The following is a 17,073-nucleotide window of genomic DNA, read 5'->3' on the forward strand; positions in this document are numbered from 1 at the left end:
ACAAAGCAAAGTGGATGAAATGAACAAACGTCCCAGAAAATGTTTAAGGTATAGAACGCCTTATGAGATTTATTATTCAGAGGTGTTGCATTTAACTTGACAATTCAAGATTATAAAAAGCGGCGGGGAAAAAGGAAAGGAGAATTTCCTTCTTGACATAGATAGATCATCTATCTATAATCATATATAGATAATCTACCTATGGAGGTGAGCCTATGGCACAGGAAAAAAACGGGGCGCAGATCTCTCTGCTGCTGCTGAAACTGTTGGAAGAAAAGGATATGTACGGCTATGAAATGATCGAAACGCTGGCCAGCCGTTCGGAGGAGCTGTTCCGGCTGAAGGCGGGGACACTGTATCCTCTGCTGCACAATATGGAAAAAGAGGGCTGGGTGACGGCTTATGAGGAGCCTGCAGATGGCAGGATGCGGAAGTATTACCGTCTGACGGAAGAAGGACATGCACAGCTGGCAGAACAGCGGGAAAAATGGGAGCGTTACGCCGGAACCATCGACCGGGTCCTGAAAGGAGGGGCTTGCTGTGCGGGAGTATGACAAAAAAGAAGAACTTTCGGAAAAAATACTGGAATATCTGGACACCGTCTGTGGGCAGATCCGATGGAAGGAAGCCAGAGCCGGCGTTCGGGAGGAAATGACCGACCATATTTTGAGCCAGAAGGAGGCTTTTCTGGCGGAAGGAAAGGCGGAGCCGGAGGCGGACGCCATGGCGGTGGAGGAAATGGGGGACGGCCTGAGTGTCGGGCTGGAGCTGGACCGCATCCATAGGCCTCTGCCCCAGTGGCAGCTGATGATCCCGGTGTTTCTGCTGCTGGCGGCGGGCGTGGTCTGCCGGGTATTTGTGGATGGAATGGCGCCCTTTTCTCTGTCGGTGCTTTTGCCGGTGCTGGCGGCGGCCATTCTGTTTTTTGCCGGGTATTTTCTGGATTATACGGTGATTTTCCGCCGGAGCAAATGGATCGTGGCGGCGTCGGCCCTGATTTTGGCAGGGACGCTGATATTTGGGGAAAAGCATATCGGGCAGAGCTATGGCCGGGTTTTTTCTGTATTTTTTCAGATGTCCTATCTGGGCTTTCTGCTGCCGCTGGTACTGCTGGCGGTGCTGGCCCTTGTCAGAAAAAAAGGCGGCAGAGGATTTTGTCTGGCTATGCTGGCGGCAGGCGCGGGGATGCTTTATCTGATCCTCTGCGGCAGTCTTTCCTTTGTACTGCTCTTTGCCGTTGCCGCATGGGTCCTGCTGTGGATGGCGGTCCGCGCCGACTGGTTCGCTCTGGGAAAGGAGAAGGGACGGAAATGGTTCTTGCTTCTGACAGGGGCGGCGGTAATCCTGGGTGTGCTGTTCCTGCTGCTGCCGGGAAGGGCACGTCTGCTGTGGGCTGTGGGACGGATGACGGGAGATGAGACGGGAAACGGATTCCTCTTTTCTCTGGTGGGCCGTTTTTGGCAGAACAGCCAATGGGTGGGTCATGGAACCTATCCCGAGGGAAACTGGGGACGCATCCTGATGGAAGTGACGGAGGAATTCGGGTACAGCCATGATATTCTGCTGGCGCAGTTGGCGTTTGTGCTGGGGAAAGCTGCTGTGGTGGCGGTGATGGCCATTTTCCTGTTTTTCTTCCTCTGGTCCATTCCCTTGATCCGGCGGCAGTCCAGTCTGCCCGGAAGGATGACGGCTGTTTGCATCTGGCTGGTACTGCTTTTTGAAACGGCAGTGTTTTTCGTCTTTAATCTGGGATTTCTTCTGGTTTCCGCCACGGCGCTGCCGCTGGTGTCCTATGGAAACACGGCGCTGCTGCTGAACGCCTTTTTGATGGGGCTGCTGCTGTCTGTGTTCCGCCGGAGCAAAGAGGTGCGGGAATCCACCTTTTTCGCTGTTTCCCAGAAATAATAGAAGTATAGAGCCAAAGGAATGTGTTTTCAGAAAATCATTCCCGTAAAAAATATGGCTGGAATCCTTGTGCCGCAAGGATTCCAGCCATATTTGCGTTCTATTTCATGATTTCATATACGGTTTCCAGCAAAGGTGCGTCCTCCGCTGTCCGCAGGAACAGGGCGTTCCGCCGGCGGCAAAATTCCTGCCAGCCTTTTTCCTGCTGTTCCAATGCCTTATGATAGGCCGCCAGTACCCCAGCGGTCATTTCCACATCCAGCGCCTGGCCGGTTTCGCTGTCCACAAGGCGGATGGGGCCCTGCGCGGAGGGGGAAAGCTCCTCTTTGGAGAGGACCTGTACCAGGATCACCGTCTGTTTTTTCTCCTGAAGGAGTTTTATGGCGTCATCGGTTCTGCCTTCCGTCATAAAATCGGAAAAGATCAGAGAAACGCCTTTTTGCAGGGGGCCTGTCTCCCGGACGGCCCGGAACAGATCGGTGCCGCCTTCCGCCGTCAGCGGCTGGAGGAAACGCACAGCCTGTAAAAAACGGCTTTGCTGGGAAAGTCCGCCTTCTCTGGCGGAAAGCCCTTCCCGAAAAGCAAAGAGATGGACCTGATCCCCGCCGCTCATTGCAAGATAGGCCACAGAGGCCGCCAGCGCCTTGGCCCGGAGGAATTTTTCCCCGGCCTCCATGGAGCGGCTGCAGTCCAGAAAAATATGAAAGGCCGCCTGCTTTTCCTCGAAATACTGCCGGATATAGAGCTTTTCAAACCGGGCGTAGCTGTTCCAGTCCGCCCGCCGCAGGTCGTCTCCCGGCAGATATTCCCGAAAGTCGGAAAATTCCAGAGAGGTGCCTTTGGTGGTGGAACGGCGGGCGCCGCTGTATCCGTCGGTACCCAGACGGGCCCGGAGCCTTTGCCCCAGATGTTCCAGTCTGGCCAGGTATTCTTTTGTCAAAAGGTCTTCTAATGTTCTCATTTACCACAACGCCTCGATAATTTCGTCTGTCGTTTTTCCTTCCGCCATGCCTTCAAAGTTCAAAAGCAGTCTGTGGCGCAGGGCCGGTTTGGCCGCCTGCTTCACGTCCTCATAGGATACATTGTACCGTCCGTCCAGAAGGGCAAAGACACGGGCTGTTTTCAAAATGGCCTGGGCCGCTCTGGGGCTGGCGCCGTAGCGCACATACTGCCGCACTTCCTCCGGCGCGTTGGCGTATTCCGGATGGGTTTTCATAACGATTTCCATGATGTAGTCGGCAACGGCCTCCGCCACAGGCACCTCCGCCGCTACGGTCCGCATCCGCAGCAGAGTTTCGCCGTCGCAGACACAGCGCGGTTCCTCCTGGTTCAGGGCGGTGGTCGTCAATACAATGTCCCGCAGTTCTTCCTTGGTAGGGAAGGGCACGTTTACCTGAAACAGGAAACGGTCCATCTGGGCTTCCGGCAGAGGATAGGTGCCTTCGCTTTCCAGAGGGTTCTGGGTAGCCAGCACGAAAAAGGGCTCCGGCAGAGCGTAGGTCTCCCGGCCGCCGGTTACGGTATGCTCCTGCATGGCCTCCAGCAGGGCGGACTGTGTTTTCGGGGTGGCACGGTTGATTTCGTCGGCCAGCACCAGATTGGCGAAGATGGGTCCTTTCTGGAAGCGGATGGCCTTACTTCCGTCGGCCTCTTCCGTCAGGACGCCGGTGCCGGTGACGTCAGCGGGCATCAGGTCCGGCGTAAACTGGATTCTGGAAAATTCCAGATCCATGACTTTGCCGATGGTCTTGACCAGCTGGGTTTTGCCCAGTCCCGGCAGACCCTCCAGCAAAATATTGCCGCCGGCGGTCATGGCCGTCAGTACCAGACGGATCAGCTCTTTCTGGCCGATGATGGCCTTGCCGATCTCCTGTTCTATCTTTGTGAAGGTCTGCGCAAAGGCGCGGATCTCTTTTTCTTCCATATAAGGTTCCTCCCATTCTGTTGTTGTACTCTTTCCAGGAAAAACTGGGTTTTCCATTATTATACGGCCTTTTTTTGGCCAGCGTCAATGAATGGGAGCAAATGTAAAAGTTTTGGCGGAAAATATTCGCCTTTTCTTAATAAAATCTATATAAAATTTTTCCTTCCCAATTTCCCGGAAACATAGTATGATTAGTTTTAGGTGAAATCTGATTTCAAGGGGTGCAGAAAAAGTGAGAAAGTTTCGAATGAAAAAGACAGACAGGCTGTTTTTTAAGATCGCCTGTTATATTTTTGGCGTACTGGCGGCAGTGGTGCTGTTTGAAAAGGTCATAGGGAACCTGCCCAGCATTACCAGTGCCATTCATACGTTCCTGCGAGTGACCCAGACCCTGTGCCTGCCGTTTCTCATTGGTTTTATGATTGCTTACGTTATGAATCCTTTCGTGTATTTCTTTGAGCGTCATACCATGAAAAAAGAGAACTTTTTTTCGCATCATCCCAAGGTTACAAGGACGCTGGCGATCCTTCTGATCTATACCATTGTCATCGGGGGCATTGTATGGATCGCCATTTATCTGGTGCCCGAGATCAAAACCTCGGTTATCACCTTCGCCACCCAGCTGCCTGCCTATACGGCGACGCTGAATGATAAGATCGATGAATTCTTTCTGCAGATTGATTTTATCAGCGGCGAAAATGTCAATAATGTCATCAACCGTCTGCTGACCCCCCTGAACGAAATGTTCCAGGATGTGCCAACGCTGGCGGAGAGGGTGGACCTGGCGGCGCTGACTACGACCATCATCGGCAACGTGTTTACGGTGGGCCGCGCGGCTTTCAATATCATTATGGGGATTTTTATCGCCTTTTATATGCTGTTTGATAAGGAAGGGTTTTCCAGACAGATCAAAAAGACGGTTCTTGCCCTGTTTTCGGAGCGCAGAGCCCAGCGGATTTATTACAACGCCGGGAGAATCCACAATATTTTCCAGAATTTCATCATCGGCAAGGCGCTGGATTCTTTGATTATCGGTATCCTTGCCTTTATCGGGCTGAATCTGATCCACGCGCCGCTGGTGCTGGTACTGAGCCTGATTATCGGGGTCACCAATATGATCCCCTACTTTGGTCCATTTTTGGGCGGGATTCCTTCCGTCATCATTACACTGCTTATCAGCCCCATTGACGCCATCTGGGTTGGTCTGTTTATTCTGGCGCTGCAGCAGTTTGACGGAAATTTCCTGGGGCCCAAAATCCTTGGAAATTCGCTGGACATCAGTCCACTTTGGATCATCCTTGCCGTCATTGTCGGCGGCGCGCTGATGGGGCCTTTAGGCATGTTTATCGGGGTGCCTATTTTTGCCACCATCAAAATGTTCTGCCAGGAGTTTATCGACTGGAAATACAGGAAAAAATATCAGGACCAGGACCCCATGGAGACCCCTTCTGTGGAGGAACCCTCGTCCCAGACAGAATGATGTATATAAAACTTTCGGGCGAAAAAGTTTTCTGTTTTTGTCCGGAAGTTTTTTTCAACAGGAGGTATTTTATGCTGACAAAAAAAATAAATGGTTATTTTTTGCTGGTATTCCTTTATTTTCTTGGAGTATCCTTTTTCCTGTCGCCGATTCTGGGGAAAATCTTTCCCTCTGGGGCCGTGGCGACCATTATCATGCAGTTTCTGATCTTTTTGCCGCTGTTATTTTTTTATTTTTACCGGTATCCCGTTTCTCCGAAAGAAACGCTGTCCCTGCGGCCTATCCGGGTGGCGGATCTGCTTCTTTGCCTGGGCGTGAGTTTATGCGCTATGCCCTTTGTATCCATGATCGTGTTGATTACTTCTGTATTGCAGACCAATCTGGCAGAGGCGTCCCTGGAATCCATGATGGGCAGTAATTTCTTTCTGGTGCTGTTTTTGACCGCCATACAGCCGGCGGTATTTGAGGAGCTGCTGTTCCGCGGTGTGGGCTACCGGGCTTATGGCTGTCTGGGAGAAAAGAAGGCCATTCTGGCCAGCGCCTTTTTGTTCGCTCTGCTGCATATGAATCTTCAGCAGGCCGCCTATGCCTTTGTGCTGGGGGTGCTGTTTGCCTTTCTGGTGGGCCGCACCGGTTCCATTCTGGCTTCGGTGATCCCGCACTTCTTTATCAATGCCTCCAACTGGGCGGCGATGTTCCTTTCTCCCGCGGAGTCTGCCGCACCGGCGGTGGAATACACCTTTGGCCAGCAGGTTCTGGGGGTAGGCATCCAGTGTCTGGTGGCGCTGCCGTTTTTGGTGGGGCTGCTGTGGCTGTTTATGAGAAGAAACCCCAAAAGCCGGTATGAGATGACAGCGCTGGAGGGGGAGCGGTTCTTTACCCCCGCCATCTGGGTCATTATCGCTATTTTTGCGGGTATGTGCGTGTTTACCATGGGGATTCGCTGATTTTTTTGCGCCCGTCTTCCTTTCGAGGAGGACCGGGCGTATTTTTTTAGGAGGAGAAGCTGATTCTTTTCCTGAGCTCTGTGGGCCGGAAGTCTTGAGCATTTGCGGAAATTATGCTATACTAGATAATCAGCAAAGAAATCACCAATGGAGGAGGCGGTTTTGTGTCGGAAAAAGAGTTTGATATTGCAAGAAGCGTCCATATGACGGAAGGACTTCAATGTCAAATGCTGACGCTGCTGTCAGGTTTTTATGAGGCAATGCATAAAAACGCGTCAAAGGCGGAAAAAACAGAGCTTCTGGCGGATCTGGAAACGGCGCTGTATCTGATGGGCCAGCGGCTGGGGATCTCACCGGAAACACTGGACAGAAAGGCGGCGGCCAATGTGCGGCTGAGCCTTCTGCAGGAGGAGAAGAGCCTTTGGCGGGAAGATCTTCTGGAGGTGCTGCGCCGTCTGGAAAAATAAGGCGGCACGGAATTTGTCATGGAGGCAATCAATGGAGAAGAATAATATGAAACAAAATCATGACGGCGGCAGTCGGATTCTGGACGCGGCGGTGGCAGTCATTGTGGTGATCCTGGGCCTGATTGTGGATGTCAGAATTGGCGTCGGGGTGCTGGCTGGGGTGCTGGTAGGCGTTTTTGTGCGGCCGGTGCTCAAGGAGATGTTCTCCACAGGCAGTGAGGTCAGCCAGCAGGAAAACCGCTTTCTGGATACCAGTATTCTGCGGGAGAATTTTTCCATTCCCCAGAATCTGCCGATCCCTTACGCGGTGCTGGATGTCCGGGGCAGAGTGATGATGTATAATGAGCCTTTCGCGGCGGTATTCCCCCATGGGGAGGACGCGAAGCCTGTCATCGACCAGCTGCTGAAAACCAGCGGCGCCGGCGAGCCCTGTCTGGTGACGGTAGGCGAAAAACGCTTTACGGCGGCCTTGAATCACTGCGATGTGCTGGATCAAAGCGGCGCGGTAGGCGCGGTGCTGACCCTGATTATGGTAGACAGTACCAGAACCTGCCAGCTGGAAAAACAGCTGGAGGAGCAGGAGACCGTAGTAGGTATGATCCTGCTGGATAATTATGATGATGTGGTGGACAGCGTCGATGAGGACCGTCTGCCGGTATTGTCGGCCCTGATCGACCGGAAATTCAATCAGCTGGCGGCGGCGGCTGACGGCGTCATCAAAAAGCTGGAAAAGGACCGCTATATCTTCCTGCTGTCCAAGGGCAGTCTGGAGCGGTTCCAGGAAAAGAAATTCGAGCCTTTTAATGAGATCAAGGAGATTTCTGTGGGCCAGCAGATTCCCGTGACATTGAGCATGGGCATCGGTCTGGGCGGCGGTTCTTTGGAGGCGGCCATGCAGAACGCTAAGGCGGCCATGGATCTGGCTCTGGGCCGGGGCGGCGATCAGGTGCTCATCAAGGATGGGGAAAAATATCTGTTCTTTGGCGGAAAAAGCGGGGAAATCCACCGCAACGCCAGAATCCGTGCCAGAGTGAAGGCGGACGCTTTGTTCGAGCTGATGCGGGACGCCTCCGATATTCTGGTTATGGGCCATAAACAGGCGGATCTGGACAGCCTGGGTTCCTGCATGGGCGTCTACGCCATGGCAAAGAGCATTGGCAAAAAGTGCAATATCGTCATGGATAAGGTCAGCGTGGGCGTAAAACGGCTCTGCGATCAGATGGCGCAGAATGAAAAGTATAACGGCCTGATCGTCAATGGAGCGGAAGCCATGCGCCTGCTCAATGACAAGACGCTGGTGATTGTGGTGGATACCCACCGGGAATCTATGGTAGACAGCCGTCAGATTGTTATGGCGGCCAAAAAGATCGTAGTTTTCGACCACCACAGAAAGAGCACGGATTTCATCGACCAGGCGGTGCTGATTTATCATGAGCCCTATGCCTCTTCCACGGCGGAGCTCATTACGGAAATGATCCAGCATATGGACAAAAAGGTAAAGCTGACCAGCATCGAAGCGGACGCTTTGCTGGCGGGCATTACGGTGGATACGAAAAACTTCTGCGTCAAGACGGGGGCCATGACCTTTGAGGCGGCGGCCTTCCTGCGCAGAAACGGCGCTGACAGCATCCGTGTCAGACTGCTGTTCCAAAACGATATGGACGCGTATAAGGCGAAAGCCACGGCGGTGCGGGACGCGGAACTGTTCCGGGGGAACATGGCCATTTCTGTCTGCCCTTCCGAGGTGGAAAATTCCAGTCTGACGGCGGCGCAGGCGGCGGACGATCTGATGAACGTAACAGGGATACAGGCCTCCTTTGTCTGCTGCAAGGTGGAGAATATGGTCTATATCAGCGCCAGAAGCTTTGGCGATATCAATGTACAGAGAATTATGGAAAAACTGGGCGGCGGCGGCCATCTGACCGTAGCCGGGGCGCAGCTGTCTGACTGCACCACGGAGGAAGCGAAGGAGAAGATCCGCACCGCCATTGAGGAATATTTGGAGGAGGAAGCGTAATTATGAAGCTGATTTTATTACAGGATGTAAAAAGTGTAGGGAAAAAAGGCGATCTCATCAATGCCAGCGAGGGCTATGCGAAGAATTTCCTGCTGCCCAGAAAACTGGCGGTGGAAGCTACAAAGTCCAATCTGAACGATTACGAGCTGAAGCAGAAGGCGGAAGCCAAACGGAAACAGGAAGAGCTGGAAAAGGCCCAGGAAATGAAGAAACAACTGGACGACAAGGTGGTTATCATCAAGGTGAAAACCGGCGGCAACGGCAAGCTCTTTGGTTCCGTAACCAATAAGGAAGTAGCGGAGGAGATCATCAAGCAGACCGGCCTGGATTTTGATAAAAAGAAAGTATCCATTGGTGACCCCATCAAAATGCTGGGAGAAAGAACAGCGGTTATCAAGCTGCATCCCAAGGTAACAGCGGAAGTAGCTATCAAGATTGTAGAGGCGGAGTAAACAAAACGTCACAGAAAAGGAGGCGGCGGCCATGGAACAGCAGAATACGTCCAATCCGGCGGAATACTTCCAGAATGTACCGCCCCATGACGACGCGGCGGAAACAGCGGTGCTGGGCGCCATGTTTCTGGACAGAGAGGCGGCTTCTCTGGCGCTGGAGGTGCTTCGGGGCGAGGATTTCTACCGTCCCGATCATAAAGCGGTCTTTGAGGCGGCGGAGGAACTGTACCACAGCGGCGTTCCCATTGACGTCATTACCGTAAAGAATAAATTAGAAGAAAAAGGCGTCTTTGAGCAGATCGGCGGTATTCCCTTTTTGGCCGGCATTTCCACGGCGGCGGGCAGTTCCGCTAATATGCGCCATTATGCCGCCATTGTGGAGGAAAAATCTGTTCTGCGGCGGCTCATCCGCACGGCGGGAAATATTTCCCAGCTTAGTTATGAAGGCAAGGAACCGGTCAATTCCATTATGGATACGGCGGAAAAAAGCATTTTCGATATTATGCAGAAGCGCCATTCCGACCAGTTTCACCATATCCGGGATATTGCCGTGGATTCCATCGAGAAGATAGAGGACATCTACCGTTCCAAAGGCAAGCTGACGGGGGTGCCTACGGGTTTTGTGGACTTCGACCAGAAAACGGCGGGGCTGCAGAAATCGGATCTGATTCTGCTGGCGGCCCGTCCTTCCATGGGGAAGACGGCCTTTGCCCTGAATATTGTGCAGAACGCCGCCATCCGCAGTAATGTGCCAACGGCGGTCTTTTCGCTGGAAATGAGCCGGGAGCAGCTGGTGAACCGTATGCTCTGCTCCGAGGCCATGCTGGATGCCCAGAGGCTGCGTACCGGAGAACTGACAGACAGTGACTGGGCGGGTCTGATTCAGGCCATGGGGCCGTTGTCCCAGGCGCCCATCTATATAGATGATACGCCCGGCGTGACACCTATGGAGGTGCGCTCCAAATGCCGCCGCCTGAAGGTGGAAAAAGGGCTAGGGCTGATTGTTATTGACTATTTGCAGCTGATGAGCGGCAACGGCCGGAATGACTCCAGACAGCAGGAGATCTCCGAGATCTCCCGTGCGCTGAAGGCCATCGCCAGAGAAATGGAGGCGCCGGTTATCGCCTTGTCCCAGCTGTCCCGTGCCTGCGAGCAGCGGGCGGACCATCGCCCTATGCTGTCGGACCTGAGAGAGTCCGGGGCCATTGAGCAGGATGCCGATGTGGTGGCTTTCCTGTATCGAGATGAGTATTACTTCCCCGATACGGAAAAAAAGAATCAGGCGGAGCTGATTATTGCCAAGCAGAGAAACGGCCCCACAGGCACCGTAGATCTGACATGGATGGGACAATATACGAAATTTGGAAATTTCTTGAAAAAATATTGAGAAAAAGGTCTGCGGTCTTTTGGCCGCAGACCTTCTTTTTACATGGATTTTGCAATTTTTCCGGAAAAAGAGGTTGACGCTGATTTTTGGAAAGCATATACTAAGGATGTGCCGAAAAACAGGCGAAAAAAGAGAAGGAACACAGGAGGTGAACCATATGGACGGCAATAGTGAAAGTATCCCTTTGGGGCCTGAGCGAAGTTGGAAGTACATCAGCAGATCCGTCGTGCGTAGGGTTCGTTTTTCTCCGAGGAAAGACTGAGCTTTTGTTTTGTACGCCTTTTTTGTATGCTTTTTTCCGGAAAGTGGGCAGTACGGCAAAATGAAAAATTGACCCCGGCCGCAGGCCAGCGGATTCTTGCTGACACGATTGTATTTTTTGCAGACGTGTTTTTTTATTGCCAAAAAAGCAGGACGAAAAAGGGGTGAGATGTTTGGAAGAGATGCAGGTGCTTTTTGACCACTTCAATGAATTGCTGGACAAAGGCGCGTATATACAGTTAAAAGAAGAATTGAACGAGGAGAACGCCGCCGACCTGGCGGAATACTTTGAGGAGCTGACGGCGGAGAAACAGCTGTTTATTTTCCGTCTGCTGACCAAAGATCTGGCGGCGGAAGTATTCTCTTATATGGATAACGATACACAGGAGCATATTGTCCATTCCATTACGGACCGGGAGGTCCGCAACATCGTGGACGAAATGTTTCTGGATGATACGGTGGACTTTCTGGAGGAGGCCCCCGCTAATCTGGTAAAAAAGGTCCTGCGCAATACTGACGCGGAGACCAGAGCCCTCATCAACCGGTTCCTGAACTATCCCGATAATTCCGCCGGCAGTCTGATGACCATTGAGTTTGTGAAGCTGCGGGCCGGTATGCGGGTAGACGAGGCCATGCGCCAGATCAAACGAACCGGAACGGATAAGGAAACCATTTATACTTGTTACGTGATCGACGCCCACCGAAAGCTCATCGGCGTGGTGCCGTTGCGGACGCTGATCTGCGCCAGGGACGAGGAACTGGTGCAGGATCTGATGGAAGAGGATGTAGTTTCCGTATATACCACAGACGACCAGGAAGAGGTTGCTAATATTTTCAAGAAATACAACTGGATGGCGCTGCCGGTTACAGACCTGGAACACCGTCTGGTGGGCATCATCACCGTGGACGATATCGTGGACGTTATCGAACAGGAAACTACGGAGGATATGGAAAAAATGGCGGCGTTGCTGCCTTCCGACGAGGTGTATCTGAAAACGCCGGTGCTGAAGCTGGCGAAAAACAGAATCGTATGGCTGTGTGTACTGATGATCTCCGGTACCCTCAGCTCTCTGGTCATCGGGCATTATCAGGCCCTTTTGACAGTGGCTATGTCTCTGTCCAATTTTGTGACCATCATTACCGGTACCGGCGGGAATGCCGGTTCCCAGGCATCGACCATGATTATTCGTGGTATGGCGCTGGGTGAGATCGAGGTACGGGATACCCTGCGGGTCATCTGGAAGGAGGTCCGGGTGGGCGCCCTCTGCGGCGTGGCCCTGGGAGCCGTGAATATGATCCGTATGACGCTGTTCAGCCCCAGTACGGGGACACTGTTGGATTTTACCGTTTCCCTCAGTATGGCGGCGGTAGTGGTACTGTCTAAGACCATTGGCTGTACCCTGCCTATTTTCGCCAAGATCGTTAAGGTGGACCCGGCCATGATGGCAGGCCCTCTGATCTCCACACTGGTGGACGCGGTGGCGTTGATTATCTATTTCAGCATCGCTTCGGCGCTGCTGCTGTAATAGGAAAAAGAAAGGAAAGGGAGGTGACGGCATGGAAGAGTGGAACGAGACCTATGAACAATGGCTGGAGTGGATGGACCAGGGCGCTTATCTGAATCTGAGAGAGGACCTGAATGAGGAAAACCCGGCCAATGTGGCGGAATTTCTGGAAGAGCTGCCGGTGGAGAAAAAGCTTTTCGTGTTCCGTCTGCTGTCTAGGGATATGGCGGCGGATGCCTTTTCCTTTTTGGACAACGATACCCAGGAAATGCTGGTGACCTCCATTTCCGACAATGAGGTCCGCAATATTGTGGACAATATGTTCCTGGATGACACGGTGGACTTTCTGGAGGAAGCGCCGCCGGAGCTGGTGGGCAAGGTCCTGCGCAATACTCACCCGGAAACGAGAAAGCTCATCAACCAGTTCCTTCATTATCCGGAGAATTCCGCCGGAAGCCTGATGACAGTAGAGTTTGTTCATCTGAATGAGGCCATGACGGCGGGGCGGGCCATGGAACTGATCCGTAAGATCGGGCTGGATAAGGAGACTATTTATACCTGCTACGTGCTGGACAGAAAGAACAGGCTCATTGGCGTGGTGCCGCTACGGACGCTGCTACTGGCCGATGAAAAGACCCGTGTGGGGGAATTGATGGAAGAAGACGTGATCCGTGTGACGACACTGGACGACCAGGAAGAGGCGGCGGCGGTCTTTCGAAAATACAGCCTGATGGCGCTGCCGGTAGTAGACGGCGAGGAGCGTCTGGTGGGTATCATCACCATTGACGATATTGTGGACGTCATTGATGAAGAGACCACGGAGGATATGGAGAAAATGGCGGCGCTGCTGCCCTCCGATGACGAATATTTAAAGACCCCCGTTACAAAGCTGGCCAAAAACAGGATCGTATGGCTCTGTGTGCTGATGATTTCCGGTACCCTTAGCAGTATGATTATCGGGGGATATCAGTCGATACTGGATGAGGCCGTACAGCTAGCTACCTTTATCCCGGTACTGACCGGTACCGGCGGGAATGCCGGTTCCCAGGCGTCGGCTATGATTATCCGCGGGATGGCGTTGGATGAGGTACGCCCGCGGGACTCCCTGCGGGTATTGGGCAAGGAGATCCAGGTGGGCCTGATCTGCGGGATGCTTCTGGGTACGCTGAATATGGTAAAACAGACCATTTTCAGCCCGGCCACCAATGTGATGGTAGACCTGACGGTATCCATCAGCATGGGTGCTGTTGTCGTAGTAGCGAAAGCCATGGGCTGTCTGCTGCCTATCGGCGCCAAGGTCTGCAAGCTGGACCCGGCGATTATGGCGGGGCCGCTGATTACGACGGTGGTGGACGCGGTGGCCCTCTTGATTTTCTTTAATATCGCGTCATCACTGGTGCTGTAACGGGCTTTTTTCAGAAAATACTTTCCATAAAACAGAATCGCTGGACTCCTTTGCATAGGGCAGGGAATCCAGCGATTTTTATTTTCTGGTAAAATCTTTTTTATGACTGCGCAAGCGGATGGGTTTTCAGATGCTGCCGCAAACGGCTGCCCAGCCAGCAGGCGCACAGGATTTTCAATATATCCAGCGGCAGGAAGACCAGAGCCCCCATGGGCAGAGCCTGCCAGAAAGAGGTGTTGGTCACATAGGCCAGCCAGAGTGTGCCCAGCGCGTAGGTAGCCAGCGTCCCCAGAAACAGGCCCAGAGCCTGTATGGGTCTGTGGGTGGGCCAGCGGCGGAAAAACAGACCGCCAATGAGGGCCAGCAGCAGATAGCCCACAAGATAGCCGCCGCCGGGCGCGGCAAAGCGGGAAAATCCGCCTGTGTAGCCGGAAAATACAGGCAGTCCCACAGCGCCTAACAGCAGATACAGTCCTACGGCAGCTACGGCACCGGGAAGATCCAGCACATAGACCGCCAGATAAATGGCAAAGGTAGACAGGGTCAGGGCCACGGGACTGACGGGAATGGGAATGCTGATGGGGGCGGCGATACAGATGACGGCTGTCATCAGGGCTGTATAAATCAAACGCTGTGTTTTTGTCATGGAATCTCCTCCTTATGAAATCTGCCTTTGAGTATAGGCGCGGAGAAAAAGAAAGTCAACTGAATTTATAAAAATGGTTTACAATTTGAAGAAAAAAAAGAGATGTTTTTTCCGGGGAATATGATATAATTGCTCCAAAGACAGTTTTCGTCAAAAATAACGGCGGCCGGAAATAAGGGCCAAAGGAGGAAATGGGGGATGGTTTATGGCTAAAACATGCAGATACTGCGGCGGACAGATGGCAGATGAGGATCGCTTCTGTGTGACCTGCGGAAGGCCGTATGGAGAAGAACGCCGGCAGGAGGAAACCGGCGCGCGCAACAGCTCTGGCGGTACATGGGGGGAAGAACACCGGGCACAGGAGGAGGCGTCCAGAGAGCCTCTTTCCGTAGGGAGTTATTTCCTGATGTTTCTGATTATGGCGATTCCTGTTGTGAATCTGATTTTTCTGATCTACTGGGCCGTGGGAAAACAGGTGAATGTAAACCGGAAGAACTTTTCCAGAGCCGCGCTGATCTATGTGGTGGCAGGGACGCTGGTGGCGATCGTTTTTGCCGTGATGATCTTTTTGGGGCTGGCGAAAGTGGGATACTCTTATGATCCCTATTATCAGTATTATGAATATTATGACGCGCCCTATGTGGACTTTGATGATGATTTTTATGAGTATTATCTGCCGGAAGGCGAGGACGATTCTGTTTTTTCCTTTGCCGATGCTTCCCTGACTGTGGGAGACGGGAATTTTTAAGGAGATCAGAAGCATGGAACAGGAACCATCCGCGCATACTACCCTCAAAGGAAAAAGGAGGAATGTATGTGAGCGGATGGTTTTTATTTGGCGCCCAGATGCTGTTTTTTCTGCTGGGGGCCCTTTTTTTCTGGCGGAGCGCCAAGCGGAAAAAAGGCGGGGAAATGGTCTCGCCGGAAGAAAACGAAAGACAGATGCAGAGGCTGGAGGATATGCGGCGGGTTCATTTGACAGAGCCGTTGGCGGAACAGACCAGACCTGCCAGCCTGACGGAGATTGTGGGGCAGGAGAAGGGCATCGAGGCTCTGCGGGCGGCCCTGTGCGGCCCCAATCCCCAGCATATTCTGATTTACGGCCCACCGGGGGTAGGCAAAACGGCGGCAGCCAGACTGGTGCTGGAGGAGGCCAAGGCCAGAGAAAGCTCTCCATTTTTACGGACGGCGCCCTTTGTGGAGATCGATGCCACCACATTACAGTTTGACGAGCGTGGCATTGCCGATCCGCTGCTGGGTTCCGTCCATGACCCTATTTATCAGGGGGCCGGGGCCTTTGGACAGGCGGGCATCCCCAGACCACAGCCGGGAGCTGTCTGTAAGGCCAACGGCGGCGTATTATTTCTGGATGAGATCGGAGAACTGCATCCTATCCAGATGAACCGGCTGCTGAAGGTGCTGGAGGACCGTGTGGCACGATTCCAAAGCAGCTATTACAGCCGGGAGAACAAAAGAATCCCGCCTTATGTCCATGAGATCTTTCAAAAGGGGATGCCGGCGGATTTCCGGCTCATTGGGGCTACAACCCGAAGCCCCAGAGAACTGCCCCCGGCCCTTCGTTCCCGGTGTACGGAGATTTTTTTCCAGCCCCTGGGGACGGCGGCGGTGGAACAGATCGCGGAGAATGGCCTGAAAAAAGCGGGATTGGAGTATGACAGCGGTTTCTGCGGAAAAATCGCCCGCTATGCCGGCGGCGGCAGGGATACGGTGAATCTGGTGCAGTCTCTCTCCGCCAGAGCGGAAATGGAGGGGCGAAAGTATGTTACAGAGTCAGATTTGGAAATTGTGGCGGAAACGGGACGATTTGAGCCAAGAATACAGAAAAAAGTGGAGAGAAAATCCAGAGTTGGTGTCGTCAATGGTTTGGCGGTTATGGGCGGCATGGGCGGTACGGTGCTGACGGTGGAGGCAGTATTCCACAAGGACGGTCAAAGCGGTTTGCAGGTAACAGGGATTGTGGAAGAGGAGGAGCTGAAAAGTCCCCATGGCAGGAGCCTGCGAAAAAGCAATGCCCGCAGTTCTGTGGAAAACGTGCTGACGGTACTGGAACAGTTCGGTTTCCGGCGGCGGGACTACACCGTCCATATCAATTTCCCCGGCGGTATGCCTGTGGACGGGCCTTCGGCGGGAACGGCCATGTTTCTGGCGGCCTATTCCGCCTTTACGGGGGCGGCGGTGCCGGGGGATGTGGCTTTGACAGGAGAACTGAGCCTGACGGGGCAGATTCTGCCGGTGGGCGGTGTCAGCGAAAAGCTGGCGGCGGCCCAGGAGGCTGGCGTTTCCCGGGTATGGATTCCAAAGGCCAACTGGCAGCGGGCCTATGGGCGCATGGAGCTGGAAGTTCTTTGCGCCGGGGATGTGCGGGAACTTCTGGAACAGATATTTGCGGAAAAAGAAGCGGGCGGCGCTGTGCTTTCGTCGGGGATACTCTCGGCGGAGGGATTGGGTCAAAGAGAATGAAGAAAGGGCGTCCTTCGGAGAAAAGGGGGGCGCTTTTTGTTTGTTCTGCCGCCCCAAAAGGAGGCGGTTTTGGAGAAAGACCCGGATTTCCACAAAAAAATATACCCTTGCGCCATAGTGGGAATTGACTGTGTATAGGATGTATTGTATAATATCTAAATTAGCCTTTGTCGAGGAAGGTCGAAAGAAACACTGT

15 protein-coding genes are annotated in these 17,073 nt (G+C 53.2%); 12 read left to right on the forward strand and 3 right to left on the reverse strand.

The annotated features are described in order from the left end of the window. Window positions 1-215 precede the first annotated feature (215 nt). Complete coding sequence (locus tag H9X84_RS02890; protein WP_205132833.1) at window positions 216-554, forward strand: PadR family transcriptional regulator; 339 nt, start codon at window positions 216-218, stop codon at window positions 552-554. Beyond that, window positions 541-1,905 (forward strand): permease prefix domain 1-containing protein, encoded by a 1,365-nt coding sequence (locus H9X84_RS02895; protein WP_205132834.1) that lies wholly within the window; start codon window positions 541-543, stop codon window positions 1,903-1,905. The genes H9X84_RS02890 and H9X84_RS02895 overlap by 14 nt, the downstream gene beginning before the upstream one ends. Window positions 1,906-2,005: 100 nt before the next feature. On the opposite strand, the gene H9X84_RS02900 is transcribed toward H9X84_RS02895, so the two are convergent. Then, window positions 2,006-2,866, reverse strand: coding sequence for a DUF58 domain-containing protein (locus tag H9X84_RS02900; protein ID WP_205132835.1), 861 nt, complete (start codon window positions 2,864-2,866; stop codon window positions 2,006-2,008). Then, on the reverse strand, window positions 2,867-3,829 hold the full coding sequence (locus H9X84_RS02905) for an AAA family ATPase (protein WP_205132836.1): 963 nt from the start codon (window positions 3,827-3,829) through the stop codon (window positions 2,867-2,869). Between the two features lie 232 nt (window positions 3,830-4,061). On the opposite strand from H9X84_RS02905, the gene H9X84_RS02910 reads away from it, so the two are divergent. From H9X84_RS02910 to mgtE (H9X84_RS02945), 8 genes are all read left to right on the forward strand, one after another. Continuing rightward, complete coding sequence (locus H9X84_RS02910; RefSeq protein ID WP_205132837.1) at window positions 4,062-5,309, forward strand: AI-2E family transporter; 1,248 nt, start codon at window positions 4,062-4,064, stop codon at window positions 5,307-5,309. Between the two features lie 71 nt (window positions 5,310-5,380). Next, window positions 5,381-6,256 carry a CPBP family intramembrane glutamic endopeptidase gene (locus H9X84_RS02915; RefSeq protein ID WP_205132838.1) on the forward strand — a complete coding sequence of 292 codons (876 nt, stop codon included), beginning with the start codon at window positions 5,381-5,383 and terminating at the stop codon, window positions 6,254-6,256. A 164-nt stretch (window positions 6,257-6,420) separates the two neighbouring features. After that, the gene (locus H9X84_RS02920; RefSeq protein ID WP_205132839.1) at window positions 6,421-6,723 is read left to right on the forward strand and encodes a MazG-like family protein; all 303 of its coding nucleotides are present in this window, start codon (window positions 6,421-6,423) and stop codon (window positions 6,721-6,723) included. Window positions 6,724-6,769: 46 nt separating this feature from the next. Continuing rightward, the gene (locus tag H9X84_RS02925) at window positions 6,770-8,740 is read left to right on the forward strand and encodes a DHH family phosphoesterase (RefSeq protein ID WP_205132840.1); all 1,971 of its coding nucleotides are present in this window, start codon (window positions 6,770-6,772) and stop codon (window positions 8,738-8,740) included. Between the two features lie 2 nt (window positions 8,741-8,742). Continuing rightward, a complete protein-coding gene (gene rplI, locus H9X84_RS02930; protein WP_205132841.1) occupies window positions 8,743-9,192 on the forward strand; it encodes a 50S ribosomal protein L9 in 450 nt (149 codons plus the stop codon). Between the two features lie 31 nt (window positions 9,193-9,223). Beyond that, a complete protein-coding gene (gene dnaB / locus H9X84_RS02935) occupies window positions 9,224-10,579 on the forward strand; it encodes a replicative DNA helicase (protein WP_205132842.1) in 1,356 nt (451 codons plus the stop codon). Between the two features lie 443 nt (window positions 10,580-11,022). Then, window positions 11,023-12,366 (forward strand): magnesium transporter, encoded by a 1,344-nt coding sequence (gene mgtE, locus H9X84_RS02940; RefSeq protein ID WP_205133044.1) that lies wholly within the window; start codon window positions 11,023-11,025, stop codon window positions 12,364-12,366. 31 nt (window positions 12,367-12,397) lie between these two features. Next, a complete protein-coding gene (gene mgtE, locus H9X84_RS02945) occupies window positions 12,398-13,750 on the forward strand; it encodes a magnesium transporter (RefSeq protein ID WP_205132843.1) in 1,353 nt (450 codons plus the stop codon). Window positions 13,751-13,850: 100 nt separating this feature from the next. On the opposite strand, the gene H9X84_RS02950 is transcribed toward mgtE (H9X84_RS02945), so the two are convergent. Then, window positions 13,851-14,396 carry a biotin transporter BioY gene (locus H9X84_RS02950; protein ID WP_205132844.1) on the reverse strand — a complete coding sequence of 182 codons (546 nt, stop codon included), beginning with the start codon at window positions 14,394-14,396 and terminating at the stop codon, window positions 13,851-13,853. 205 nt (window positions 14,397-14,601) lie between these two features. On the opposite strand from H9X84_RS02950, the gene H9X84_RS02955 reads away from it, so the two are divergent. Then, a complete protein-coding gene (locus H9X84_RS02955) occupies window positions 14,602-15,144 on the forward strand; it encodes a hypothetical protein (protein ID WP_205132845.1) in 543 nt (180 codons plus the stop codon). A 68-nt stretch (window positions 15,145-15,212) separates the two neighbouring features. Next, the gene (locus H9X84_RS02960) at window positions 15,213-16,877 is read left to right on the forward strand and encodes a S16 family serine protease (RefSeq protein ID WP_330612246.1); all 1,665 of its coding nucleotides are present in this window, start codon (window positions 15,213-15,215) and stop codon (window positions 16,875-16,877) included. Window positions 16,878-17,073 lie beyond the last annotated feature (196 nt).

The organism is Anaerotignum lactatifermentans (genome assembly GCF_016902535.1).
Lineage (GTDB): Bacteria > Bacillota > Clostridia > Lachnospirales > Anaerotignaceae > Anaerotignum > Anaerotignum lactatifermentans_A.

Coding starts and splice junctions, on each gene's coding strand:
- H9X84_RS02890 (WP_205132833.1), top strand. CDS start 216: ATGGCACAGGAAAAAAACGGGGCGCAGATCTCTCTGCTGCTGCTGAAA.
- H9X84_RS02900 (WP_205132835.1), bottom strand. CDS start 2,866: ATGAGAACATTAGAAGACCTTTTGACAAAAGAATACCTGGCCAGACTG.
- H9X84_RS02905 (WP_205132836.1), bottom strand. CDS start 3,829: ATGGAAGAAAAAGAGATCCGCGCCTTTGCGCAGACCTTCACAAAGATA.
- H9X84_RS02915 (WP_205132838.1), top strand. CDS start 5,381: ATGCTGACAAAAAAAATAAATGGTTATTTTTTGCTGGTATTCCTTTAT.
- H9X84_RS02925 (WP_205132840.1), top strand. CDS start 6,770: ATGAAACAAAATCATGACGGCGGCAGTCGGATTCTGGACGCGGCGGTG.
- rplI (WP_205132841.1), top strand. CDS start 8,743: ATGAAGCTGATTTTATTACAGGATGTAAAAAGTGTAGGGAAAAAAGGC.
- dnaB (WP_205132842.1), top strand. CDS start 9,224: ATGGAACAGCAGAATACGTCCAATCCGGCGGAATACTTCCAGAATGTA.
- mgtE (WP_205133044.1), top strand. CDS start 11,023: ATGCAGGTGCTTTTTGACCACTTCAATGAATTGCTGGACAAAGGCGCG.
- mgtE (WP_205132843.1), top strand. CDS start 12,398: ATGGAAGAGTGGAACGAGACCTATGAACAATGGCTGGAGTGGATGGAC.
- H9X84_RS02950 (WP_205132844.1), bottom strand. CDS start 14,396: ATGACAAAAACACAGCGTTTGATTTATACAGCCCTGATGACAGCCGTC.
- H9X84_RS02955 (WP_205132845.1), top strand. CDS start 14,602: ATGGCTAAAACATGCAGATACTGCGGCGGACAGATGGCAGATGAGGAT.